This window comes from Megamonas hypermegale, assembly GCF_900187035.1.
In the GTDB taxonomy this organism is placed as follows: domain Bacteria; phylum Bacillota; class Negativicutes; order Selenomonadales; family Selenomonadaceae; genus Megamonas; species Megamonas hypermegale.
The window spans coordinates 1,373,747-1,398,799 of sequence record NZ_LT906446.1 but is presented as its reverse complement, the minus strand read 5'-3'; the positions used below and the strand labels follow the sequence as shown (position 1 = coordinate 1,398,799).

Here is a 25,053-nt window from a genome sequence, read left to right as displayed (position 1 = left end):
AATATATCTGAGCTATGTTTTTTAGGTTGACAAATTTGATTTTTTTTGATAGAATTTTTTATTACCAGACGTATGAAGAATTAGCTAAGACGAGTCTTTGTACAGAAGCAAAAAACTATATGTTTTTTATTAGATTATTGTGTTAAAATAATCTTTGGGGATGGACATAAGCCCAGCAAAAAAGTATGTCATCAAGTAAATATCCTTGATTAATGTTGTAGATTTAATTCTATGACTTTATATATTTTTAGGAGTGAATGAGGTGTACAAAATGGAATATCTTTGGCAATTATAAAGCAAGGTCTTTAAAAAGAAAAAGTGCCTTGCCTTTTTAGCGTTAATAGAAGATATTTCTTATACAACATTCACATATTTTAATTAGTTTCAATTCGGTTTGAGGGGTGAAGATTTTAATGTTCAATCCTGTCTCAGTTGGTAAACGGACCAGGTATAGCTATGCCAAAATCAAAGAGGTTATGGATATGCCTCATCTTCTGGATATCCAGAGAAATTCTTATGATTGGTTTATGAAGGAAGGCTTACAGGAAATTTTCCATGATATTTCTCCTATTCAGGGATTTACTGGAAATCTTTCTTTGTCGTTTGAAGGTTTTTCTTTAGGAAAACCAAAATATGATATTGATGAATGTAAAGAACGTGATGTTACTTACGCTGCGCCTTTACGTGTTAAGGTGTGCCTGGTTAACAATGATACCGGAGAAGTAAAGAAACAGGAACTTTTCATGGGTGATTTCCCACTCATGACAGAAACAGGTACATTCATTATCAATGGTGCAGAACGTGTTATTGTAAGTCAGCTCGTTCGTTCACCAGGGGCTTATTATAGTGAAAATATAGACCCTACAGGAAAAAGACTTTATAATACTACGGTTATTCCTAACCGCGGTGCATGGATAGAGTTTGAAACAGATTTAAATGATGTTATTTCTGTTCGCCTTGACCGCAATCGTAAGTTGCCAGCTACAGTATTAATTCGTGCTTTGGGTTATGGTACAAATGATGCTATTTTGTCTTTATTTGATAATGATGAACGCATTAGAAACACTATTGACCGTGATACTACAGTAACAAAAGAAGAAGGTTTAGTTGAAATCTATAAAAGACAGCGTCCAGGTGACCCGCCAACAGTAGATAATGCTAAACAACTTTTAGAGCAACTCTTATTTGACCCAAAACGTTATGATTTAGCTACAGTAGGTCGTTATAAACTTACTAAAAAATTGGGTTGGAAACGTCGTATTTTAGGTAAAAAATTAGCTGAGCCACTTGTTGATAAAGAAACAGGTGAAGTTCTTGTTCCTGCCGATGTAATTATAGAATCTTCTATGGTAGAAAATATTACTGTAGAACAGGAAGCTGCAATTTTTGGAGAAGACGAACCAGCTATTGTTTATATTAAAGATAAAAATGATAATCGTATTAAGATGATTTGTTCACGTACTTTACCATATAGTCATCGTACGATTACTGTTAATGATATTATTGCTTCCATAAGCTATTTATTAAATTTGATGGATGGTCATGGTCATAAAGATGATATCGACCATTTAGGTAACCGTCGTATACGTTCTGTTGGAGAACTTTTACAAAATCAATTCCGTATTGGTCTTTCCCGTATGGAACGTGTAATCAGAGAACGTATGAATACACAGGATAATGATGTTATTACAGCACAAGCACTTGTAAATATTCGTCCTGTTGTAGCTGCAATCAAAGAATTCTTTGGTTCTAGCCAGTTATCTCAGTTTATGGACCAAAACAATCCACTTAGCGAACTTACACATAAACGTCGTTTATCCGCACTTGGTCCTGGTGGTCTTAGCCGTGAACGTGCAGGGTTCGAAGTACGTGACGTACACAACTCTCACTACGGTCGTATGTGTCCTATTGAAACACCAGAAGGTCCAAACATCGGTCTTATCGGTTCACTTGCAACTTATGCTCGTATCAATGAATTTGGCTTTATGGAAACTCCATATCGTAAAGTTGATAAAGTAAATAAAGTTGTAACAAATGAAGTTCGTTATTTAACAGCCGATGAAGAAGACGATTTAGTAATTGCACAAGCCAATGAACCACTTGATGAAAACAACTGGTTTAAAGCTAGCCGTGTAACAGCGCGTGTTCATGAAGAAACAATGCTTGTTGATGCTAACAGCGTTGATTACATGGACGTTTCGCCAAAACAAATCGTATCCATCGCAACAGCTATGATACCATTCCTCGAAAACGATGACGCGAACCGTGCACTCATGGGTGCGAACATGCAACGTCAGGCTGTTCCACTTTTCAGAACACAGGCTCCACTCGTTGGTACTGGTATGGAATATAAAGCAGCATGTGACTCCGGTGTTATGATACTTGCTAAACATGCAGGTGAAGTTGTACGTGCTACAGCTGACTTTATCGAAGTTCGCGCTGATGAAACAGGCGAAATCGACCATTATAAATTACAAAAATACATGCGTTCCAACCAAGGAACTTGCATAAATCAGGTGCCAATTGTTTATAAAGGCGACCATGTAGAAGCAAAAGAACCAATTGCAGACGGTCCAGCAACAGACCATGGTGAACTTGCACTTGGTTATAACGTAATCGTAGCTTATATGCCATGGGAAGGTTATAACTACGAAGACGCTATTTTGCTCAGTGAAAAACTTGTAAAAGAAGATATATATACTTCCATTCATATTGAAGAATATGAATGCTCCGCTCGTGATACAAAACTCGGACCAGAAGAAATCACTCAGGACATTCCAAACGTAGCAGAAGATGCGCTTAAAGACCTCGATGCTGATGGTATTATTCGTATCGGTGCAGAAGTTCGTGCAGGTGATATCTTAGTTGGTAAAGTTACACCAAAAGGTGAAACAGAACTCACGGCAGAAGAAAGATTACTTCGTGCTATTTTCGGTGAAAAAGCACGTGAAGTTCGTGATACATCTCTTCGTGTACCACACGGTGAATCTGGACGCATTGTCGATGTAAAAATCTTTACGCGCGCTCATAATGATGAATTGCCAGCTGGTGTAAACGAACTCGTTCGTGTATATATTGCTCAGAAACGTAAGATTTCTGTCGGCGATAAAATGGCTGGTCGTCATGGTAACAAAGGGGTTGTTTCCCGTGTTATGCGTGAAGAAGATATGCCATTCTTACCAGATGGTACACCAGTTAATATCGTGCTCAACCCATTAGGCGTGCCTTCTCGTATGAATATCGGTCAGGTTCTCGAAACTCATCTTGGTATGGCAGTTCGTGAACTCGGTATGCAGATTAAAGCTGGCGATCCAACAGTTGAAAAACGTTTGCGTGCTATTGGCTATGATTTTGATAAATATGGAATGCCAAAACCAGATGTTGCTGGTATTCACATCGCAACACCAGTATTCGATGGTGCTAAAGGTGATGAAGTATTTGAAACACTCAAAGCTTCTGGTTTCTCCGAAAATGGTAAAACTATTTTATATGATGGACGTACTGGTGAACCATTTGAAAATCCAGTTACTGTTGGTTGCGTGTATATGCTTAAATTACATCATCTCGTTGATGATAAAATCCATGCACGTTCCACAGGCCCATACTCACTTGTAACTCAGCAACCATTAGGTGGTAAAGCTCAGTTCGGTGGTCAGCGTTTCGGGGAAATGGAAGTTTGGGCACTTGAAGCATATGGCGCAGCTTATACACTTCAAGAAATATTGACAGTTAAATCCGATGATGTTGTTGGTCGTGTAAAAACTTATGAAGCCATCGTTAAAGGTGAAAACATTCCAGAACCAGGTGTACCTGAATCCTTCAAAGTATTGATTAAAGAATTACAAAGTATTGGTCTTGATATCAAAGTGCTTTCAGAAGATGCACAAGAAATCATGATTAACGATACTGATGATGATATCAATAATGAAGAAACAGCAAAAGAACTTGGTATGGATGCTACAGCTGCTAAAGAATCATATGGACAAGCTGTTAATACAGACGAAGTTTCCAATGAAAATACAGTTGATGATGATTACACAACTGATAATAATAATGATGCAGATAATGACATGGATGATGATGACATTATCGCTCATTTAGGTAATTTTGATACAGATGATGATTTTGATAAATAATCTGAATTTGAACGATTATTATAGATACAAGGCTGAAATTAGAGAAAGGGAGTGACAGCCCCTTGTTAGATGTAAACAATTTTGATTCAATGCGTATAGGACTCGCTTCTCCAGAAAAAATACGTGAATGGTCTTACGGTGAAGTAAAAAAACCGGAAACTATCAATTATCGTACATTAAAGCCAGAAAGAGATGGCTTATTCTGTGAAAGAATTTTTGGTCCAACACGCGATTGGGAATGCCACTGCGGTAAGTACAAACGTATCCGTTATAAAGGTATTATCTGCGACCGTTGTGGTGTTGAAGTAACTCGTGCAAAAGTACGTCGTGAACGTATGGGACATATAGAACTTGCTGCTCCAGTATCTCATATTTGGTATTTCAAGGGCATTCCAAGTCGTATGGGTCTTATTCTTGATATTTCACCTCGTTCTTTGGAAAAAGTATTGTACTTTGCTTCATATATAGTGCTTGACCCAGGCAATACGCCTCTTATTAAGAAACAGCTTTTATCTGAAAATGAATACCGTGAATGCTATAACAAATACGGTAATACTTTTAAAGTAGGCATGGGTGCTGAAGCTGTAAAACAGCTTTTAGAAGAATTAGACCTCGATAAAATGAATAAAGAATTGCGTGAAGAACTTCGTACATCTAGCGGTCAACGTAAAGTTCGTGCTATTCGTCGTTTAGAAGTAGTAGAAGCCTTCCGCAAATCTGGTAATAAACCTTCATGGATGATTTTAGATGTAGTTCCGGTTATTCCACCGGAATTACGTCCAATGGTTCAACTTGATGGTGGTCGTTTTGCAACATCTGACCTTAACGATTTATACCGTCGTGTTATCAATCGTAACAATCGTTTAAAACGTCTTTTAGAATTAGGTGCACCAGATATTATTGTTCGTAATGAAAAACGTATGCTTCAAGAAGCTGTTGATGCACTTATTGATAATGGTCGTCGTGGTCGTGCTGTAACTGGCCCTGGCAATCGTCCTCTTAAATCTTTAAGTGATATGCTTAAAGGTAAACAAGGTCGTTTCCGTCAGAACCTTCTTGGTAAACGTGTTGACTATTCTGGTCGTTCTGTTATCGTTGTTGGTCCAGAACTTAAATTACATCAGTGTGGTTTACCAAAAGAAATGGCTCTTGAATTATTCAAACCATTCGTTATGAAAAAACTTGTAAACTCTGGTTTAGCACATAATATAAAATCTGCAAAACGCATGGTAGAACGTGTTCGTCCAGAAGTTTGGGATGTACTTGAAGAAGTTATTAAAGAACATCCAGTACTCTTAAACCGTGCCCCTACGCTTCACCGCTTAGGTATTCAGGCATTTGAACCAGTTCTCACAGAAGGTCGTGCATTAAAACTTCATCCACTCGCTTGTACAGCATATAATGCTGACTTCGATGGTGACCAGATGGCTATTCACTTACCACTTTCTGCTGAAGCACAAGCAGAAGCTCGTATCTTAATGCTTGCTGCTAACCATATCTTAGCTCCAAAAGATGGTGGTCCAATTATCGTTCCTACACAGGATATGGTACTTGGTTCTTATTATTTAACAATTCTTCGTCCAAATGCACAGGGTGAAGGAAAAATATTCACTGGTATAAATGAAGCTATTTTAGCTCATCAACATAAAGAACTCCATTTACAAGCACTTATTCAAGTTCGCTTAGATGGTTATGGACTCGTAAAAACTACACTTGGTCGTATGATTTTCAACGAAATTCTTCCACCAGAAATTCGCGATTTCTACCAAGTAACAAAAGTTTCATTAGAAGCAGATACACCAGAACAGCGTGAAGCTATTGTAAATAGCTTAAAAGGCAAGAAAATGGCTGAACCTATCGTTGATAGCGAAGGCAAAGAACTTGTTCCTGCTGATATGGCTGTAGAAGCTACTCATGTTAAAGCTATTTTAGCAAGTGATGCTAAAGTTGCTATCGTTCATGGTGGTAATAGCGGTCAGTGGTATCTCGGATTTAAGACTGGTAAAAAAGAACTTGGTAAACTTGTTGCAAGATGCTTTGATACTTTTGGTAGCTCTAAAACTGCTGAAGTTATCGATAGCGTTAAAAACTTGGGTTATCATTATGCTTGCCTTGCAGGTATGACAGTTGCTATCTCCGATATCATCGTTCCACCAGAAAAGAAAGAAATCTTGGCTGCTACAGAAAAAGTTGTTAACCGTGTTGAACGTGACTATAACCGTGGTCTTATCACTGAAGATGAACGTTATAAGAAAGTTATCAAACTTTGGAGCGATGCTACAGATGACGTTGCTGATGCCATGATGGCAAACATGGATACATTCAATAATATATTCATGATGGCTGACTCCGGTGCCCGTGGTAACAGACAGCAGATGCGTCAGCTCGCTGGTATGCGTGGTCTTATGGCTGACCCATCTGGTAAAATCATCGACTTACCAATCAAAGCTAACTTCCGTGAAGGTCTTACAGTGTCTGATTACTTTATTTCTTCTCATGGTGCACGTAAAGGTCTTGCCGATACAGCTCTTAGAACGGCTGACTCTGGTTACCTTACTCGTCGTCTTGTTGACGTTGCGCAAGATGTCATTGTACGTGAAGAAGACTGTGACGTTGTAGGTATTAATCTCGTTCGTGAACGTGCAAAACTTGCAACATCTTCCGTTGCTGCTATTAAAGAATTAGGCGATAGCTTAAAAGGTCGTATTTTGGCACAAGACGTTATTAGTCCAAAAACAAATGACGTACTTTATCCTGCTGATACAACTCTTGATGAAGCAGCACTCGAAGCTATCGGTGAAAATGGTGTAGGTGAAATTGTTCTTAAAGGTTCTGCTATTTATGAAGGTCTTAACTCCATGTCTACAGAAGTTATCACTCTTGGTGCTCCAGAAGAACAAGTTCGTAAGACACTCAAAAAATCTATGATGCGTGAAATGCTCGGTAAAAATACTACTGATGCTGTTTATGATAGCACTGGTAAAGAAATTATCCCAGCAAATACACCACTCACAGAAGAATATATCGAAGCTGTTTTAAATAGTGATGCTAAAGAAGTAAAAGTTCGCAACAATAATGTTCGTGGTATCGCTGTTGAAGCTATAAAAGAAGGTTCAGCTATCATTGAATCCTTGAAAGACCGTATCGTTGGTCGTGTATTGGCTGAAGATATCATCGACCCTGCTACAGGTGAAAAGATTGCTTCTCTCAACGAAACAGTAACACCAAAATTGGCTGATGCTATTTGCAAAGTTCGTGAAAAAGTTACAATCCGTAGCGTACTCACATGTAAATCTCAGCTTGGTGTCTGCATCAAATGCTATGGCCAAGACCTTGCTACAGCAAATGAAGTTGAAGTCGGCGAAGCAGTTGGTATCATCGCAGCACAGTCTATCGGTGAACCAGGTACACAGCTCACAATGCGTACATTCCACTCCGGTGGGGTTGCCAGTGATGAAGATATCACACAAGGTTTGCCACGTGTCGAAGAATTGTTCGAAGCAAGAAAACCAAAACATCATGCTATTATTGCTGAAATTGCTGGTACTGTTCTTGTTTCTGAAGAAAATGAAATGCGTGTTGTAACTATCACTCCAGATGATGGCGAATCCAGAGAATACTTAATTCCATACGGTTCTCGTCTCACTGTTAAGAGCGGTGATAAAATTAAACCGGGTGATAAAATCACTGAAGGTTCCGTTAACCCACATGATATATTACGTATCTGCGGCTTAGGCGAAACACAGCGTTACCTTGTATATGAAGTACAGAAAGTATACAAATCACAAGGTGTTGGTATCAACGATAAACACATTGAAGTTATGGTTCGTCAAATGCTTCATAAAGTTAAAATTGAAGACTCTGGTGACACTGATTTCTTACCAGGTGAATATATTGATATCAATAGCTTTGAATCTGCAAATGCTAAAGCTATCGAAGATGGCGGACTTCCAGCAGTAGCTCGTCCAATTCTTCTCGGTATTACAAAAGCTTCCTTGGCAACAGACTCCTTCTTATCTGCTGCTTCCTTCCAAGAAACAACTCGTGTTCTTACTGATGCAGCAATTAAAGGTAAAGTTGACCCTCTCATCGGTCTTAAAGAAAATGTTATTATCGGTAAACTCATTCCAGCTGGTACTGGTATGAGCAGATATCGTAATATCAAAGTTCAACCATTAGACGAAGATGATGAAAAAGATGAAGCAGAAGTAACAACTGAAGCTAAATAAATACGTTTTATAAATTGAAATACTGTCGACATTTTTGTCGGCAGTATTTTTTTTGCACTTGCATTATGTGATAAAATAATACGTGTATATATTTAAGGAGGTATGCAATTTGAATGTAGCACAAGCTAAAGTGGGAGTTTCTTATATAGTAAATAAAATTAATTTGACAGGAGCTTTAGAACGTCGCTTAGAAATGTTGGGCATGACAAGTGGCGTCAAATTAGAAGTTCTGAATAAAAAAAATCATGGAGCAGTGATTTTAAAAGTTAGGGGAACACGTTTTGCCGTAGGCAGAGAGATTGCTGAAGCAATTGAAATAGGAGGAAACAAAGATGAATAAAGATGTACATGTGGCGTTCATTGGTAATCCAAATTGCGGCAAAACTACATTATTTAATGCGTTTACGGGTGCTCATTTAAAAGTGGCAAATTGGCCAGGTGTTACAGTTGAAAAAAAAGAAGGCGCAATGCGTTTTCATGATAAAAATTATAAATTAGTTGACCTTCCAGGTATTTATAGTCTTACTTCGTATACGATGGAAGAAAAAGTTTCACGTCAATATATTTTAGATGATGAAGTGGATATAGTTGTTGATGTAGCAGATGCCTCTTCTTTAGAACGTAATTTATATTTAGTACTTCAACTTATTGAACTTGGAAAACCAATGGTATTGGCACTTAATATGATGGATATTGTAGAAGAACGTGGCATGGATATTGACTTGCACCGTTTACCAGAAATGCTTGGTATTCCAGTTGTTCCAGTCAGTGCACGCAAAAAAAGAGGCTTGGAAATTTTGATGCATGCTGTAGCGCATCATCAAGGACGTAAGCCTAATGATAGAATAGAACATCAGCATGAAGAACAGGAACTTTCCAGTAAACATCGCCATAATCATCATAAAGATTGCGTTGTAGTTTACAGTGATGAAATAGAAGATAAGATAGATATAGTTGAAGATGCACTGCGTGAAAAATATGGTGAATTGCCTAATATGCGTTGGCATGCAATTAAAGAATTAGCACAAGATGCAGAAATAACGAAAAAATATCCGCTCGATTTGCCTGATGTATTAGATAGAAGTTATGAAAAGGACATCATTAAACAAAAATACGATTTAATTGAAGAAATTGTTCAAGAAGTACTTGTAAACAAAGATAAAAAGACTCAAGCTACGGATAAAATTGATAAATTTCTCACACATCCTATTTGGGGCGTGCCGATATTTTTAGCAATCATGGCATTTATTTTCTTTTTAACGTTTACAATAGGTGATATATTCAAAGAATATTTAGTAGAAGGCATAGATTTTGTAAGTACAAATTTAACTATGCTATTAGATAGTATACATGCAAGTCCTGTAATATCATCATTATTGATTGATGGGGCTATAGCCGGTGTAGGCGGTATTTTGGCATTTTTGCCGAACATATTCATTTTGTTCTTAGCGCTTGCAGTATTAGAAGATAGTGGATATATGTCGCGTGTTGCCTTTGTAATGGATGGTATCATGGGAAAAGTCGGTTTGTCTGGTAGAGCTTTTATTCCATTGTTATTAGGTTTTGGATGTTCTGTGCCTGCAATCATGGCTTCAAGAGCATTAGAAGACCCAAGGGATAGACTTAAAACAATATTGGTTACGCCGTTTATGTCCTGTAGTGCTCGTTTGCCGATTTACATTTTATTTTCAGGTATGTTTTTCCCAGATAATGCAATGCTTGCAGCATTTTCTATGTATATATTAGGTATTGTAGTAGCTATAGTAATGGCTAGAATTTTTTATAAATTGGACAAACCTACTGAAAAAAATGTGCTTTTAATCGAATTGCCAGAATATAAATCACCAAATGTAGCGTCAATTTTCTTTTATGCTTGGGAAAAAGTAAAATCATATTTATCTAAAGCAGGTACGACAATTTTCGTGGCTTCAATAATCATATGGTTTATCTTGAACTTCAATTTTGATGGCATGGTAAATATAAATGATAGCTTTGGTGCTTCTATCGGTAAATTCTTAGCACCGCTTTTAATTCCAGCAGGTTTAGGATTATGGCAAATCGTAGTAGCACTTATTTCTGGACTTGCAGCAAAAGAAGTTGTCGTAGCTAGTTTGAGCGTGCTTTATGGTATTAGTAATATCAATTCTAGCGAAGGCATGAGCTATATGGTATCACAATTAGCACAGGTAGGTTTTACTCAGCTCAATGCATATGTATTGATGATATTCTGCTTATTATACACACCATGTATAGCAAGTATAGTTACGATAAAGAAAGAAACGAATTCCACTAAATGTATGATGTTTTCAATCGTATTTCAATTGATAGTAGCTTATATCGTATCAACAATTGTATATCAGATTGGCAGTATATTATTAAATTAAATTATCGTTTTTTAGATAATAAAAACAGCATTATATATCTATAAAAAAGATATTTGATGCTGTTTTTATTCATATATATGTTTATAAATTATTTTGATATAACGATAAAATGTAAATAATTTGCTATTATAATAATTATTTAGTAAATTTTATATCTTTTTTATTGAAATATTTCTAAATATAACTTATAATAAAACTTGTTTGATTTAGAAAGTTGTATTTTGTTATAACAAGTTGTAATACAACATTAGAGTTGATAAAACAAGTGTTAATTCTAATATGAAAAAGGGGTAGTTAAAACATGACAGACATCAATACTTTATCCGTTAATGCTATTCGTGTATTAGCAGCTGACGAAGTGCAGAAAGCAAACTCTGGTCATCCAGGTCTTCCACTCGGTTGTGCTCCTGTTGCTTACGAACTTTGGGGCAAACATATGAAACACAATCCTAAAAACCCTAAATGGGCAAATCGTGACCGTTTCATTTTATCCGGTGGACATGGTTCTTCCATGCTCTATGCACTTTTACATTTATTCGGCTATGGCTTAACAAAAGAAGACCTCGAAAACTTCCGTCAAGATGGCTCTTTAACTCCAGGTCATCCTGAATATGGTCATACTGTAGGCGTTGAAGCAACAACTGGCCCTCTCGGTGCTGGTATGGGTATGGCAGTTGGTATGGCTATGGCAGAAGCTCATTTGGCTGCAACTTTCAATAAACCAGATTTCCCAGTTGTTGACCATTATACTTATGTACTCGGCGGCGACGGCTGCATGATGGAAGGCATTTCCTCTGAAGCTTTCTCCTTAGCTGGTACACTCGGACTTAATAAATTAATTGTTATCTACGATAGCAACCAAATTTCTATCGAAGGTAGCACAGATATCGCTTTCACTGAAAACGTACAAAAACGCATGGAAGCATTTGGTTTCCAGACTATCACAGTTGAAGATGGTAATGATTTAGCAGCTATCGGCAAAGCTATTGAAGAAGCAAAAGCTGATAAAACACGTCCTTCTTTCATCACTGTTAGAACTCAAATTGGTTATGGCTGCCCAGCAAAACAGGGTAAAGCTTCCGCTCATGGTGAACCTCTTGGCGTAGACAACGTAAAAGCTATGAAAGAATTCTTAGGCTGGCCAAGTCAGGAACCATTCTATGTTCCAGAAGAAGTATATGATAACTATAAAGCACTCGCTGCTGAAGGTGCAAAAGCTGAAGAAGCTTGGAACGCACTTTTTGCTGATTACTGTGCAAAATATCCAGAATGCAAAGCTTTATGGGATAAATTCTTCGGTGAAGTTGATGCACAAGCTCTCTTAAATGATGAAGAATATTGGGCATATGAAGATAAAGCTGTAGCAACTCGTGCTCTTTCTGGTACAATGATTAACCGCTTAAAAGATAGATTACCAAATCTCTTTGGTGGTAGTGCTGACCTTGCACCATCTAATAAAACTCATATGAATGATGTAGGCGATTTCAGCAAAGATGATTATCTTGGCAGAAACTTACATTTCGGTGTACGTGAACTCGCTATGACAGCTATCGTAAATGGTATTGAACTTCACGGTGGCTTAAAAGCTTACGGTGCTACATTCTTCGTATTCAGTGATTATACAAAACCAATGCTCCGTTTAGCTTCCTTAATGAATTTACCTATCACAATGGTATTCACTCATGATAGTATCGGTGTTGGTGAAGATGGTCCTACACATGAACCAATTGAACAGTACGCTATGCTTCGTTCTTTACCAAACTTCAATTTATTCCGTCCTGCTGATGCTACAGAAACAGCTGCTGGTTGGTATCTCGCTGTAACTAGCAAAACAACTCCTACAGGACTTGTTTTAACTCGTCAGAACTTACCACAACTTCCAGGTAGCTCTAAGGAAGCATTAAAAGGCGGCTATGTAATCGCTGACTCTACAAAAGAAACTCCAGATGCAATCATCATTGCAACAGGTTCTGAAGTATCTTTAGCTTTAGATGCTAAAGCAGAATTAGCAAAAGAAAATATTGATGTTCGCGTTGTAAGTATGCCTTGCATAGACTTATTTGAACAACAATCTGCTGAATATAAAGAAGCAGTTCTTCCAAAAGCTATTCGTGCTCGTGTAGCTGTAGAAGCTGGTACTGACTTTGGTTGGGGTAAATATGTAGGTTTAGATGGCGCAGTTGTAACAATGCATGGTTTCGGTGCATCTGCTCCAGCAGCAACATTGTTCAAAAAATTCGGCTTCACTGTTGATAATGTAGTAAAAACAGTTAAATCCGTACTTTAATATTTAAGATATATTAATAAAAAAGGCGATTGCTTTAGCAATCGTCTTTTTTTTATAATTGTATTTTTTAGGGTTGAATTTTGTGCTGAATGTAGTATACTTAGCGTAAGTTTATTTGAATAATTATAAATAAACGAATTTTATGTTTAGCACAACAAAGATACTGTGCAAGGAACAAGGGGATGTTAATGAATAGTTTTAAACTGACAAAAGAAAATGCTGAAATGTTGGCAAGCCAATATGCTACACCGATGGAGGTTATATCTATAAAGCATATTGAGGCAAATTACAAATTATTGCAGGAGCATATTCCAAGGCTAAAAATTTATTATGCAATTAAAGCCAATCCTGCAACGTGTATTTTAGAAAAATTACGAGATTTAGGCAGTAATTTTGATGTAGCTTCAGATGGAGAAATTGAAAAATTAGAAAAGCTGAAAATTTCAGGAGAGCGCATGATATATGCCAATCCTGTTAAATCTCAGAAAGGATTGGAAGCTGCCAAAAAAGCCGGCGTTAAGCGTATGACTTTTGACAGTAAAACTGAAGTAGATAAAATTGTAAAATATGTACCGAATGCAGAAGTTTTGGTGCGTGTTAAAATCAATCAATCTGATGCAGTTGTAAATTTAAATATTAAATCTGGTGCTGATGAAACTGATATTATTGAATTGTTGCAATATGCAAAACAAAAAGGTTTAAAAGCTGTAGGAATTTGTTTTCATGTAGGCAGTCAAACTCATTCAGCACAGGTTTATTTAAGTGCTTTTAAATTGGTGCGAGGCTTGATAGATAAGGCGCGTCAAAATGGAATTGATATAAAATATATAGATATAGGTGGAGGTCTGCCAGCTCCTGCATTGCAAAATGATGTCGATGCTATTAAAATAATGACAGATATCAATAAATGTATTGAAAAATATTTTGCTGATGTAGAAGTATGGGCAGAACCAGGACGCTATATTTGCGCTAGTGCTGTAAATATTTTGATGTCAGTAATCGGCAAACAACAGCGTAGTGGTCGTGATTGGTACTATGTAGATGACGGAATATATGGTTGCTTTTCGGGTAAGCTCTTTGACCATTGGGATTATGATATACGTTCATTTAAAAATGGCGAAAAAACAGTGGCAACTTTAGCGGGGCCAAGTTGTGATTCGCTGGATATCGTAAAAAATGAAATGTATTGTTCAAAATTAGAAATGGGTGATTTGCTTATTGCAGTAAATGCAGGAGCATACAGTAGAGTATCAGCTACGACTTTTAATGGTTTTAGTTTACCAAGGACTGTGGTTTGGAAAAAATAAAGAGAGGAGGAAATGCTATAAAGCTAGGAACTTTAATTAATTTAATCGTTATTTTGCTGGTTTTAGGTGTGGTATTTTTGTTGATGTCACCAGAAACAGACACGAAGATGTCAGCTCTTAGTGAAATAACAATCGGTGCTTTAGTTGTATTCATTGTTGTTACACTCATACGTATGATAATAGGAAATAGAAAAAAATAATCAGTAGAAATAAAAAATCCCAAGAGTTATCTCTTGGGATTTTTGCATTGATAAATATTTTTGCTTGAATTATTTTTTCATACCGAAGCGTACGATTACATAACTTATTTCATATAAAAGTATCATCGGAATTGCAATCATACATTGTGAAAAAATATCTGGAGTTGGTGATATAACAGCACCGATTACAAATGTTAAAAATATAACAATGCGTTGTTGTTTTGCCAAAAACTTAGAAGAAACAATACCAACTTTTGCAAGTAGAATAATAGCCAATGGCAATTCAAAAATAAAGCCAAATGGCAGTAAAAAGGCAATGACAAAGTCAAAGTATTGTTTTATAGAAAACATTGGCTGTAATTCTTGTGTACTAAAACCTACGAGAAATTTAACTGCGGCAGGTAGTACCAAGAAGAAAGAAAATGCAATACCTGCTAAAAACAAAATTAAGGAAACAGGCACGATAACAGAAAGAAGATATCGTTCCATACCGATTAAGGCAGGTAGTACAAATCGCCAAATTTGATATAATACAACTGGTAATGCAATCAGAAAACCGACAAAAATAGCGACTTTTATATAAGTAAAAAATGCCTCTGCTGGTTGCATATAATAGAGCTTACCAGCAGGGCCTGTTAAAAGATGCATTATATCTTCAATGAAATAATAGGCAATACAACTGCCTATACCGATTGCAATAAGTGAACGAATAAGTCGTTTACGTAATTCTGTAAGATGAGCAATAATAGACATACTGCCATCATTAGTTGTATTACTTTGAGATGTTGTTTCTGTACTTGGTAAATTGACAGCATCAGAAACTGTTGCTGTATCAGAGGTGGGTTTATTCATATCTTCAGACATAATAAACTACCTCACTTTTTTGTTGTTGTTTCTTCATCTTTTTTAGCATCATTTTTTGCTTCGATTGTTTTTGTATCGTTTTCAGTAGAAGCAGAGCGAAATTCGCGAATACTTTTACCTACAGCTTTTCCGATTTCTGGTAATTTCCCAGGACCGAAAATTACTAGAGCAATTACTAAAATTAAGATTAATTCAGGAATACCTATGCTAGGAAACATTAAAATCACCTTTCTTATCTATAATTAAAATTTAGGATAATGGAAATTATTTATTTTCACTTTTTGTTTCAACTTTTGTTTCCACCGTAGTTGGTTTAGCTACTGTATCAGTTGTTTTTGTGATTGTTGTCGTTGTACTAGTAGTTGAACTAACAGTAGTAGCGCTGTCTTTATTTTCAGCAGTTTTTGCAGTGGTTTGTATGTTTTCTTGCATAAAAACAGGTGGTACAGATGGTTGGTTTGGATTAGCTGGATTAGGTGGTGTAGGCGTGATAGAGCCATTAGAAGGCGTTTCATTGATTGAGTTAGAAAACTCAGAAGAAGCCTTTTTAAATTCTTGAAGCCCTTTACCTACGGCACGGCCTATTTCAGGTAATTTACCTGGACCAAAAATTACCAAACCAATAATCAAAATTAAAATAAGTTCAGGAAAACCAATTCCAAACATGTTTATTCACCTCGTTAATAATCACGTTTACCGATAAAATCGGCGATTGCGTCAAAAGATTTATGCACAGATGATGGTATATTGTTAGGTATAATAGCATGAGCACGATTTAAAAATTCGTTTACCTTTGTTTTAGCAAATTCAATACCATCAGATTGTTTTACGATATCAATAGCTCGTGTTAAATCTTCATGTGTCATTTGACGATTTTCAATAATATTTTTTAATTCTTCAGCATTAGAGCTGTGTTTATAAGCGTAGATTACAGGTAGTGTAATGACTCCTTGTAAGATATCATTACCGGCTGGTTTACCTATTTTTTTTGAACTGGAAGTCAAATCTAAAATATCATCAACAATTTGAAAAGCCATGCCAATACAGTAACCGTATTCACGAAGTGCTTTAATATTTTCTTCAGGTTGTTTTGCTACAATAGCACCAAGTTCGCAACTTACAGCAATGAAATTGGCTGTTTTCTTAGCAATTCGGTCATAGTAAACATCAAAATCTTCTGGGATGCTGTAGCCAAAATGATTTTGTAAAATTTCACCTTCACTTAAATCGCATACGATAGAAGCTAGTAGTTCAGAAATTCTTGGACCATAATCATTTTTAGCAATAGCAGCAAATGCTTTAGCAAATAGATAGTCACCAGTTAAAACCGCTATATTATTACCCCATTTGGCATTAGCTGTAGCACTTCCACGGCGGGTAGATGCATTATCTAGTACATCATCATGTACCAGCGAAGCTGTATGAATCATTTCAATAGCCATAGCAAGAGGCATAGAATAATTTTTATCTACATTATCGCTGCTTTTCGTAGCTAGAATATATAAAGCTGGACGAATTCGTTTTCCGCCAGAACTTATGAGATGGCGACCAATATCTGTAATAAGTTCTACAGGGGATTCAACAGTTTCATATAATAGGTCTTCTAGCGATGATAAGTCCTTTTTTATAATGTAAAACATCTTATTGGTTGTCAACAAACTATATCACCTACAAATTATAAATACTAACTTAATTAAGTTTACTACAAAAGTATCATATTCGTAAACAATCAAGATGAAAAAAATATGAAAAACAATCAAATCTATTTTTATTTTATTTATTATAGTTAACTTTAAGTCAAGTATTTTATGAAATATGATATAATAATAGTACATATTAAGAAGGTGTTATTTTGAAAGAGTTAATTTTATTAGGTACTGGCAATGCTATGGTTACAAAATGTTTTAACACATGTTTCGCTATTCATTTAGATGATGAATATTTTCTAGTAGATGCTGGTGGCGGAAATGGAATTTTATCCCAATTAGAAAAAGCAAATGTAGATATGAGATGTATTCATCATATGTTTGTAACACATGCGCATACTGACCATGTACTTGGCGTTATTTGGGTAATTCGTAAGATTGCTACACTTATTAATCAAGGTAAATATGAAGGAAAGTTTCATATTTATTGTCATGATGTATCAAAAAATGTAATAGAAACTATTGCTAAATTGACTTTGAAGAAAAAAGACTTGGCACAATTAGGCAAAAATATCGTATTTCATGAAGTTACTGATGGACAACAAGTAGAAATTTTATCTATGCATGTTATTTTCTTTGATATTTTATCGACAAAAGCAAAGCAATTTGGTTTCTGTGCTGATTTTGATGATGGTTCTTCTTTGTGTTGTTTAGGTGATGAACCGTATAATGAAGTTTGTAGACTTTATGCTGAAAATGCTGATTGGCTTCTTGCTGAAGCTTTCTGTTTATATGCGGATAGAGATATTTTTAAACCGTATGAAAAACATCACAGTACAGTAAAAGAAGCTTGTGAACTGGCTGAAAAATTGAATGTTAAAAATTTAGTTTTGTATCATACAGAAGATAAGCATATTGAAAACCGTAAAGAATTGTACACGCAAGAAGGCAGACAATATTATTATGGAAATCTGTTTGTACCGAATGATTTAGAACGTATTAATTTAAATTAAATATGAAAAATATTTCACTCTTGATTTATTCATAGTAAAGTGCTATGATGTGTTTAGTGAAAAAAATCAATATGGACAGTCTTTGGGGCAGGGTGCAAATCCCTACCGGCGGTATAGCCCGCGAGCATGATGCATGATTTGGTGAAATTCCAAAGCCGACAGTATAGTCTGGATGAGAAAAGATTGGTTTAGTTTATAAATGGATATTTATAAATTCAAGAGCTTTATAGGCTGTTATTTGCATTTGCATTTAACAGCCTTTATTTTTTGCAATCACCACTTAGACTGAAAAATGAGGTGATAATTTGAGCTATAATGAAAAATTTATGCGTTTAGCATTGGAACTTGCAGCAAATGCTACGGGGAGAACATCTCCTAATCCATTAGTTGGTGCTGTCGTTGTAAAAGACAATCGCGTTGTAGGTGCTGGCTGGCATCGTAAAGCAGGCACACCACATGCAGAAGTTCATGCATTAAGACAAGCTGGTGAACTGGCACGCGGTGCAGAAGTTTATGTTACATTAGAGCCATGTTCACATTATGGGAAAACACCGCCATGTGCAAAAACATTAGTTGAAGCTGGTGTAAAAAAGGTATATGCGGCGCTTTTAGACCCAAATCCTAAAGTTGCTGGAAAAGGTTTTAAAATCTTACAAGAAGCTGGTATTGAAGTTGAATACGGTTTCTTAGAAGATGAAGCAAGACGACAAAATGAAGTCTTTTTGAAATGGATTGAACATAATAAACCATTTATTGCGATGAAAGCTGCCATGACTTTAGATGGGAAAATAGCGACAGCTACAGGGCAGTCTAAATGGATAACGAATGAAACTTCTCGTGCTTATGGATATAAATTGCGCGATATATATGATGGAATTATGGTGGGAATTAACACAGTAAAAGAAGATAATCCATCTCTTACAGCTCGCGTAGAAGGCGGGAAAAATCCTATTCGCATTGTGCTTGATAGTTCTTTAGATATAGATTTAAATGCTAATATCATCATAGATAAAGCAGCACCGACAATAATCGCTATGACAGATAGAGCAGAACGCGCTAAAGTTAGTGCATTAGAAAAAATGGGTATACAAGTATTGATTGTAGATAAAGATGAAGATAATCGAGTTGATATTGTAAAATTACTAGATATCTTAGGTCAGCAAAAAATCTGTAGTATTCTAGTAGAAGGTGGAGCAACACTGCATGGCAGTTTAGTGGAAAAAGGCTTAGTTGATAGAGCGTATTTCTTCATTGCACCTAAAATTATCGGTGGAGCAATGGCGAAAAGTCCAGTTATGGGCAAAGGCATTTTGAATTTAAATCAGGCTTTAGAGCTTGATGAAATGGAAATAGAAAAATTAGCTGGAGATATTTTAATCACAGGAAAAGTAAAACGATGAGGAAGTGATGAAATGTTTACAGGCATAATTGAAGAAATCGGTATTATTAGAAATATTGTAAAAGGTTCGCGTTCTATAAAATTGACTATTACAGCAAAAAAAGTATTGGAAAATACTAATTTAGGCGATAGTATCGCTGTAAATGGTGTTTGTTTGACTGTTACTGCACTTGGAAAAGATGGTTTTACTGCTGATGTAATGCCAGAGTCCATGTCAAAGACTAATATGGGCAGATTAAAACCAGGCGATAGAGTTAATTTAGAAAGAGCGTTGACTTTATCTAGTAGGCTTGGCGGTCATATCGTCAGTGGTCATATCGATGGCGTAGGCGATATCATAAATATGGAAAAAGATGATAATGCAGTACGTGTAACGTTGACTTCTGTGCCTAAAGTTATGAAGTATATCGTATCAGAAGGTTCAGTAGCGCTTGATGGTGTAAGTCTTACCGTGGCACATTTAGGGGATAATGATTTTACTGTTTCATTAATTCCACATACAGCACAAGTGACAACTTTACTTGATAAAAAAGTTGGCGATAAATTGAATATTGAAAATGATGTAGTCGGTAAATATGTAGAACGTCTATTGAGTTTTTCAGATAAAGATAAAGTTGTAGAAAAAAATTCAGCAATCAGCTTAAAATTTTTACGTGAAAATGGTTTTTAGAAAAGAGGTATAACTATGGATTTTAAATATAATACAGTTGAAGAAGCTATTGAAGCATTTAAACAGGGACAAATGGTACTTGTAACTGATGATGAAGATAGAGAAAATGAAGGCGATTTAATCGTTGCAGCTGAAAAAGCTACACCAGAAGTAATCAATTTTATGGCAACTCATGCTAAAGGTTTAATTTGCGTACCAATGTCAGGCGAATTGATTGCAAAAGCTGGCTTAGAACAAATGGTCAGCCATAATACAGATAATCATGAAACTGCTTTCACAGTATCTGTCGATGCTAAAGATACAACTACTGGTATTTCTGCATTTGAAAGAGCAAGAACAGTTGAAGCTTTAATCAGTGATGATGTAAAACCAGAAGATTTACGTCGTCCAGGTCATATGTTTCCACTTCGCGCTGTAGAAGGTGGCGTACTTTGCCGTACAGGACATACAGAAGCTACTGTAGATTTAGCTAAACTTGCGGGACTTAAACCAGCAGGACTTTGCTGTGAAATCATGAAAGAAGACGGTCATATGGCACGTACACCAGATTTAATTGAATTTGCTAAAAAACACAATCTCGTATTTATTACAGTAGCTCAGCTTATCGCATATCGCAAAGCTACAGAAAAAATGGTTGAAAGAGTAGCAGAAGCAGATTTTCCAAATAAATTCGGTCATTTTAGAGTTATAGCTTATAGCAGTAAATTAGATGATAAATGTCATTTAGCTGTTGTTAAAGGCGATGTGCGTGGCAAAAAGAACGTATTAGTGCGTGTTCATTCTGAATGTTTGACTGGCGATGTATTTGGCTCTATGCGTTGCGACTGTGGCGACCAGCTTCACTTAGCTATGGAAAAAATCGAAGCAGAAGGAGAAGGCGTATTACTTTATTTGCGTCAAGAAGGCAGAGGAATAGGCTTAGCTAATAAAATAAGAGCATATGCTTTGCAAGACCAAGGCAAAGATACTGTAGAGGCTAATATTCTTTTAGGCTTTGCACCAGATTTACGTGAATACGGTATTGGTGCGCAGATTTTAGAAGATTTAGGACTTACAAGCATTCGCTTATTAACAAATAACCCAGCTAAAAGAGCAGGACTTGAAGGTTTTGGTTTGAAAATTGTAGAACGTGTACCGCTTCAAATTCCAGCTAATGAATATGATGAAAAGTATTTAAAAGTAAAAAAAGAAAAAATGGGACATCTCCTTAAATAAGTTATTTTATAAAAAAATAAATACAATGGATTTTATTCAATCCAAAGATATATCTTAAATAAGAAAGGAAGATTTTTAATGGCTAATGTTTTTGAAGGCTATTTAAATGGTAAAGATTTAAAAATTGGTATTGTAGTAGCTCGTTTTAATGAATTCATCACTAATAAATTATTAGGTGGAGCTATTGATACATTGCGCCGTCATGAAACTGATGAAGCAAATATTGATGTTGCATGGGTACCTGGTGCATTTGAAATTCCGCTCGTAGCGAAAAAGATGGCAGAAAGCAAAAAATACGATGCAGTTATCTGCTTAGGTGCTGTTATCCGTGGTTCGACGAGCCATTATGATTATGTTTGTAATGAAGTTTCTAAAGGTGTAGCTCAAGTAGGATTACAAACTGGCGTACCTACTATCTTTGGTGTAGTTACAACTGAAAATATTGAACAAGCGATTGAACGCGCTGGTACAAAAGCTGGCAATAAAGGTGCAGATGCAGCTATGGCAGCAATGGAAATGGCAAGCTTGTTAAAGAAATTTTAATTTTAAATGATTTAAATGAAAAAGGAGTATCTTATTTTATAGTAAGGTACTCTTTTATTTTTTTATTTTTAGCAAAAAAATGATATAATGAGCATAAAACAACAGATTTATAAAGGAGTGTTTTTTATGAAAATTGGTATTATCAGTGATACACATGGTTGTCATGAACGCTGGTCTTTAGCGTATGATAAATATTTTAAAGATGCAGATATGATTATTCATGCAGGTGATGTGCTATATCATGGACCTAGAAATCCTATGCTCAGTGACTACAATCCAGCTAAACTTGCAGAAAAAATAAACGCTTGCCCTATGCCAGTTGTTATTTGTCGAGGTAATTGCGATAGTGAAGTTGATACTTTAGTATTGGATATGCCAATTCAGGCTCCATATACTTACGTTGTAGCAGAAGGCTTAAAGATTGTGACTACTCATGGTCATTATGTAGAAACGGATGAAGATAAAGATAAAATGGCAAAAGCCTTAAAGGCTGATTTGTTCATTTCTGGTCATGTACACATCAATGTATTAGAAAAAAGAGGTAATACTGTATTTTTAAATCCAGGTTCACCATCACTCAGTAAACGTGAAGATAAAAAATCTACAGTTGCTATTTTAGAAGATAAAAAAATTAGTATCATTGATATAGATACTGATGAAATAATAATGTCTTTGACATTGTAAAAAGAATTGCTATAATAATTGAGGATATGATAAATGTATCCTCGATTTTTTAGTTAAGTTAAGTATTAAAGGAAATGGTAGGTAAGTATGTTCAATATTAGAGAAAACAGAACGCTGCGGCGTTTAGATTGGCCTTTGGCTTTGGCGGTAATAGGTATCTTGATTATAGGTTTAATAACAATTGCTAGTGCAACTCATGTAAATACGCCTAGTGAAGATAGATATTGGTATTTGCAGCGTCAAGGTATGTTTGCAATCTGTGGTCTTATTTGGGCTTTTATGATTGTAAACTTTTTTGATTATCGTGCTTTAAAACATTGGGGAGAAAAAATATATATTTTCAACTTAATAATGTTGTTGGCGGTAATGTTCTTTGGTCATTCAGCTTTAGGGGCACAGCGTTGGATTATGATTGGTCCTATTAGTATTCAGCCATCAGAATTTTCTAAGGTAATAATGATTATTGCTTTGGCTGCCTTACTTGAGAGCAGAGTAGGTCGCTTATCTAAATGGCGAGATGTTGCTCCTGTAGCTTTGTTCGTATTAGTACCATTTCTTTTGGTAGCTAAACAGCCAGACTTAGGAACAGGACTTGTATTTTTAGCAATTTTCCTCGGCATGATTTTCGTGGCTGGAATAAGTTTGCGTATCTTAGGCATCGTTTTCGGGGCTTTTTTGGCAATGTTGCCGATAATATGGCAATTTTTACATGATTATCAGAAAATGCGTATAATGGTATTCATTGACCCAAATGTAGACCCGCTAGGCTCAGGGTATCATATCATTCAATCTAAAATAGCCATTGGTTCTGGTATGCTCTTTGGTAAAGGTTTATTCGGTGGCACGCAAAGTCAGCTCAATTTCTTACCAGAAAATCATACAGACTTTATCTTTGCCGTAGTTGGCGAAGAGTTTGGCTTTATTGGAGCAGCATTTTTATTGTGCCTATACTTGATAGTATTGTGGCGTGGCATAAAAATCGCTCGTGAATGTAAAGATAACTTTGGTATGCTTTTAGCAGCGGGTATTACATCTATGTTGGGTTTCCATGTTCTTGTAAATGTAGGTATGACAATGGGTGTTATGCCTGTTACAGGTATTCCACTTCCACTCATGAGCTATGGTGTAAGTTCCCTGCTCACGAATGTAACGTGTTTAGGTTTATTGATGAACATTCATATGAAGCAACAAACCTTGCATTTTTAATTTTTATTCTGAACGTAAATTGGCGAAGTAATAAAATCTTCGCCGTAAATATGAACGGGATTGAAACAGAGATTATATAATTCTGTAGCATACGTATCTATAGATAACATTTCCTCAAACGTCGTCAAATCTTCTTGGCGGCGTTTTTTGCTATCTAAATAAGTTGTCGTTTTAGTGATGATAGGAAGAGCGGATTTTTCTTTTATTTGACGCAGGATGTATTTGCCTTTTTCACTGAAAGCGAGCACGCGAGCGTATAAAGCACCGCTTTTATCAAATTTGTCAATTTGTTGTTTCGTTAAGTCGAGCATAATATAAAGAAGCATTCGCTGTAATTTAGTCAAAGGATATCGTTTGGATTTTAATTCATCTAATAGTTCTTGTCTATTTTTAGCTTGAGTAGCAGCCTTTAATAATTTAAATTCTAAGCCTTCATTTACGTTGTAGATTTTTTTTATATCATTGAGTTTAGTAAGGCGCAATTTAGAAAGAAGTGATAAAAATAAATTATCTTCTTGCGGTAGATTTTTTTGCATATAAGCTTGTTGAAGTAGGGAAAATGTTTCTTGCAATACAACTTGTTTAAGTTCGGAAAAATTGATATTATCTTTATAGAGACAATGACGAATTGCAGTGCCACTGGCAAAATTATTTTGGTAATTTAAATCATTATGTTGTGCTTTTTTGCGCTTAATGATGTCAACACTAAATGGAGCTTGAAGCATTTTTATAGCTTTTAAATATTCAATGCCTAAAATAGTATTAGGTGCTTTTAATATCGCTTCATCAACATTTGTGATTTGGCTTAATGTTTTACTGACCGCGGCCGCATAGGATAAGCCTTGCGAAATATTATTTTGAAATAGTGATGAAAATTCTGGTTTAAAAAAGCTTTGTACAATTTGCATCAGCTCATTTTTATTGGTGTTTTCACTGCCAAAACAGATATTGTTTACACAGCCTAATTTGTTTAAAAGGTCGATACCTCCATAGGCGAAATGTTGAGCACTGCGCACGGCAAATACGAAAGGAAGTTCAAGGACTAAATCAATGCCACCTGCTATGGCTAATTGTGCACGTTGCCATTTGTTTAAAATAGCAGCTTCACCACGTTGGGTAAAATTACCGCTCATAACAGCGATAAAATGAGTATTAGGATTGCGCTTTTTATGTTCATCAATAAGGTATTTATGTCCGTTGTGAAAAGGATTGTATTCACTGATAATTCCAGTTATTTGCATGAGTGTTTCTCCTTTAAAATATTTATTTG

19 protein-coding genes and 1 riboswitch are annotated in these 25,053 nt (G+C 35.8%); of the genes, 14 read left to right on the top strand and 5 right to left on the bottom strand.

The window, feature by feature from the left end:
• Positions 1-413 precede the first annotated feature (413 nt).
• The 7 genes from rpoB to CKV65_RS10825 all read left to right on the top strand — a co-directional run bounded on the left by rpoB (position 414) and on the right by CKV65_RS10825 (position 14,543).
• On the top strand, positions 414-4,136 hold the full coding sequence (gene rpoB, locus CKV65_RS06630) for a DNA-directed RNA polymerase subunit beta (protein ID WP_027889886.1): 3,723 nt from the start codon (positions 414-416) through the stop codon (positions 4,134-4,136).
• 62 nt (positions 4,137-4,198) lie between these two features.
• The gene (rpoC, locus tag CKV65_RS06625; protein WP_027889885.1) at positions 4,199-8,365 is read left to right on the top strand and encodes a DNA-directed RNA polymerase subunit beta'; all 4,167 of its coding nucleotides are present in this window, start codon (positions 4,199-4,201) and stop codon (positions 8,363-8,365) included.
• Between the two features lie 109 nt (positions 8,366-8,474).
• Positions 8,475-8,705, top strand: coding sequence for a FeoA family protein (locus CKV65_RS06620; RefSeq protein WP_027889884.1), 231 nt, complete (start codon positions 8,475-8,477; stop codon positions 8,703-8,705).
• A complete protein-coding gene (gene feoB, locus CKV65_RS06615; RefSeq protein ID WP_027889883.1) occupies positions 8,698-10,749 on the top strand; it encodes a ferrous iron transport protein B in 2,052 nt (683 codons plus the stop codon). The genes CKV65_RS06620 and feoB overlap by 8 nt, the downstream gene beginning before the upstream one ends.
• A 301-nt stretch (positions 10,750-11,050) precedes the next feature.
• Entirely contained in the window at positions 11,051-13,036 is a 1,986-nt protein-coding gene (tkt, locus tag CKV65_RS06610) for a transketolase (RefSeq protein ID WP_027889882.1), read from the top strand.
• Between the two features lie 188 nt (positions 13,037-13,224).
• The gene (locus tag CKV65_RS06605; protein ID WP_027889881.1) at positions 13,225-14,343 is read left to right on the top strand and encodes a type III PLP-dependent enzyme; all 1,119 of its coding nucleotides are present in this window, start codon (positions 13,225-13,227) and stop codon (positions 14,341-14,343) included.
• Positions 14,331-14,543: a hypothetical protein gene (locus CKV65_RS10825; RefSeq protein ID WP_027889880.1), complete on the top strand. Its 213-nt coding sequence runs from the start codon at positions 14,331-14,333 to the stop codon at positions 14,541-14,543. The genes CKV65_RS06605 and CKV65_RS10825 overlap by 13 nt, the downstream gene beginning before the upstream one ends.
• Before the next feature lie 69 nt (positions 14,544-14,612).
• Here the strand turns inward: CKV65_RS10825 and tatC are convergent, their stop codons facing one another.
• The 4 genes from tatC to CKV65_RS06580 are packed head-to-tail and all read right to left on the bottom strand — an operon-like array spanning position 14,613 to position 17,065.
• Positions 14,613-15,407: a twin-arginine translocase subunit TatC gene (gene tatC / locus CKV65_RS06595; protein ID WP_027889879.1), complete on the bottom strand. Its 795-nt coding sequence runs from the start codon at positions 15,405-15,407 to the stop codon at positions 14,613-14,615.
• A gap of 11 nt (positions 15,408-15,418) precedes the next feature.
• Positions 15,419-15,625: a twin-arginine translocase TatA/TatE family subunit gene (locus CKV65_RS06590; protein ID WP_027889878.1), complete on the bottom strand. Its 207-nt coding sequence runs from the start codon at positions 15,623-15,625 to the stop codon at positions 15,419-15,421.
• A gap of 46 nt (positions 15,626-15,671) precedes the next feature.
• The gene (gene tatA / locus CKV65_RS06585) at positions 15,672-16,073 is read right to left on the bottom strand and encodes a twin-arginine translocase TatA/TatE family subunit (protein WP_071601704.1); all 402 of its coding nucleotides are present in this window, start codon (positions 16,071-16,073) and stop codon (positions 15,672-15,674) included.
• Between the two features lie 14 nt (positions 16,074-16,087).
• The gene (locus tag CKV65_RS06580) at positions 16,088-17,065 is read right to left on the bottom strand and encodes a polyprenyl synthetase family protein (protein ID WP_081654843.1); all 978 of its coding nucleotides are present in this window, start codon (positions 17,063-17,065) and stop codon (positions 16,088-16,090) included.
• Between the two features lie 194 nt (positions 17,066-17,259).
• Here CKV65_RS06580 and CKV65_RS06575 point away from each other — a divergent pair, with 194 nt between their 5' ends.
• From CKV65_RS06575 to rodA, 7 genes are all read left to right on the top strand, one after another.
• On the top strand, positions 17,260-18,066 hold the full coding sequence (locus CKV65_RS06575) for an MBL fold metallo-hydrolase (protein WP_027889876.1): 807 nt from the start codon (positions 17,260-17,262) through the stop codon (positions 18,064-18,066).
• A gap of 74 nt (positions 18,067-18,140) precedes the next feature.
• Positions 18,141-18,254, top strand: a riboswitch (FMN riboswitch).
• 138 nt (positions 18,255-18,392) lie between these two features.
• Positions 18,393-19,466 carry a bifunctional diaminohydroxyphosphoribosylaminopyrimidine deaminase/5-amino-6-(5-phosphoribosylamino)uracil reductase RibD gene (gene ribD, locus CKV65_RS06570; RefSeq protein WP_036254549.1) on the top strand — a complete coding sequence of 358 codons (1,074 nt, stop codon included), beginning with the start codon at positions 18,393-18,395 and terminating at the stop codon, positions 19,464-19,466.
• 12 nt (positions 19,467-19,478) lie between these two features.
• Positions 19,479-20,135 carry a riboflavin synthase gene (locus CKV65_RS06565; protein WP_027889874.1) on the top strand — a complete coding sequence of 219 codons (657 nt, stop codon included), beginning with the start codon at positions 19,479-19,481 and terminating at the stop codon, positions 20,133-20,135.
• 15 nt (positions 20,136-20,150) lie between these two features.
• Positions 20,151-21,350, top strand: a complete 1,200-nt coding sequence (locus CKV65_RS06560; protein WP_027889873.1) for a bifunctional 3,4-dihydroxy-2-butanone-4-phosphate synthase/GTP cyclohydrolase II — start codon at positions 20,151-20,153, stop codon at positions 21,348-21,350.
• A 78-nt stretch (positions 21,351-21,428) separates the two neighbouring features.
• On the top strand, positions 21,429-21,893 hold the full coding sequence (ribH, locus tag CKV65_RS06555) for a 6,7-dimethyl-8-ribityllumazine synthase (protein ID WP_027889872.1): 465 nt from the start codon (positions 21,429-21,431) through the stop codon (positions 21,891-21,893).
• Positions 21,894-22,019: 126 nt separating this feature from the next.
• A complete protein-coding gene (yfcE, locus tag CKV65_RS06550) occupies positions 22,020-22,577 on the top strand; it encodes a phosphodiesterase (protein ID WP_027889871.1) in 558 nt (185 codons plus the stop codon).
• An 87-nt stretch (positions 22,578-22,664) separates the two neighbouring features.
• Entirely contained in the window at positions 22,665-23,783 is a 1,119-nt protein-coding gene (gene rodA / locus CKV65_RS06545) for a rod shape-determining protein RodA (RefSeq protein ID WP_027889870.1), read from the top strand.
• Here rodA and CKV65_RS06540 read toward each other — a convergent pair.
• Positions 23,780-25,024: a nucleotidyltransferase gene (locus tag CKV65_RS06540; RefSeq protein ID WP_027889869.1), complete on the bottom strand. Its 1,245-nt coding sequence runs from the start codon at positions 25,022-25,024 to the stop codon at positions 23,780-23,782. The genes rodA and CKV65_RS06540 overlap by 4 nt on opposite strands.
• Positions 25,025-25,053 lie beyond the last annotated feature (29 nt).